Raw genomic sequence first — 1,218 nt, forward strand, 5'->3', positions numbered from 1 at the left:
AAGGCTCAGGCCGACCCGGCGACCGCATCGGCGCCCGCAGCGCCCGGTCCGCCGCCCACTGCCTCCGCGCCCCTTCCGGCACCTGCTCCAGCTTGGTGTTCCTGCCCATGCACACCTCCGTGATCAAGGTGTTGCGACGACCGGTTGAAACCGCCGTTCGAGCCCCTGTCTGAGTGGTGGATCAGTTGGCCGTCGCGGACGTCGCGGGACCAGATGCCGTATTCCAGAGCGCCGAGGATCAGGTCCGTGTCGCACCGGTCAGAGCAGCGCCAGCCCACGATGCGGTTGGAGAACACGTCCCGCACCGCGGCCAGCCAGAACACGCCCTGCCCGCAGGGGATGCGAGTGGCGTCAGCGACCCACAACCGGTTCGGCGCCGCAGCGGTGAACTGCCGGTTGACCAGATCCGGCGCCGGTGTCGCCTTCGGGTTCGACCTGGTCGAGGGGATGCGCCACTTCTTGCGCAGGAACGCGCCCTGCAGACCGTGCTCGCGCATCAACCGCTCCACCCGCTTGCGGCCCACCTGCCGGCCCTGGCGGCGCAGCATGGCGTGCACCCGTGGGCTGCCGTAGGTGCCGCCCGAGACGTCGTGGATCTCGGCGATCTCCACGGCCAGGTCCGCGTCCTCGCGTCGGCGAGCCGACGGGTTGGCGGCCTGGGCGAGCCAGCCGTAGTAGGTCGACGGGGCGACGTTGAGGACCCGGAGGACGGGCTCGACCCCGAAGCGATCGCGTAGCTCGTCGACGAGCGTCACGACCGTCGCCGGGTCGGGTCGAGTTCCGAGGCGAAAAAAGCCGAGGCGGCCTTGAGGATCTCGTTGGCCCGCTTCAGTTCGGCGTTCTCCCGCCGCAGCCGGCGCAACTCCTCCAGCTCCGAGGTCGTCGACCGGTCGCCGCGCTGACCGCGGTCGGCCTCGTCCTGGCGGATCCAGTTCCGCAACGCCTCGTGATGCACCCCAAGCTGGCGGGCCAGCTGACGGATCACGGGCTTCGGGTCCGACTCCCGATACAAACGCACCGCACGTTCACGCAGCTCATCGGGGTACTTCTTCGGTGCTGCCACGGATGACTCCCTTCAGCTCCATCAGAGCATGATCGAAAGCCTCCGAGCTACCGGGGGAACCTCACCGTCGCGTAACGCCCGATACGCCGCGGCGTGCCCGGTCACGGTGCCCAGCGACAGATGCGCCGGGCAGCCACACCGACCCTGATCCGCGG

At 69.5% G+C, this 1,218-nt stretch carries 1 protein-coding gene and 1 pseudogene; both read right to left on the minus strand.

The annotated features are described in order from the left end of the window. Positions 1 to 137 precede the first annotated feature (137 nt). Positions 138 to 755, minus strand: a pseudogene (locus ABZ795_RS28775) (IS3 family transposase); the annotation flags it as partial. Beyond that, entirely contained in the window at positions 752 to 1,063 is a 312-nt protein-coding gene (locus ABZ795_RS28780; RefSeq protein ID WP_357532646.1) for a transposase, read from the minus strand. The gene ABZ795_RS28780 and the pseudogene ABZ795_RS28775, both read right to left, overlap by 4 nt. Positions 1,064 to 1,218: the final 155 nt, after the last annotated feature.

The organism is Micromonospora sp. NPDC047134 (assembly GCF_040643455.1).
Classification (GTDB): domain Bacteria; phylum Actinomycetota; class Actinomycetes; order Mycobacteriales; family Micromonosporaceae; genus Micromonospora.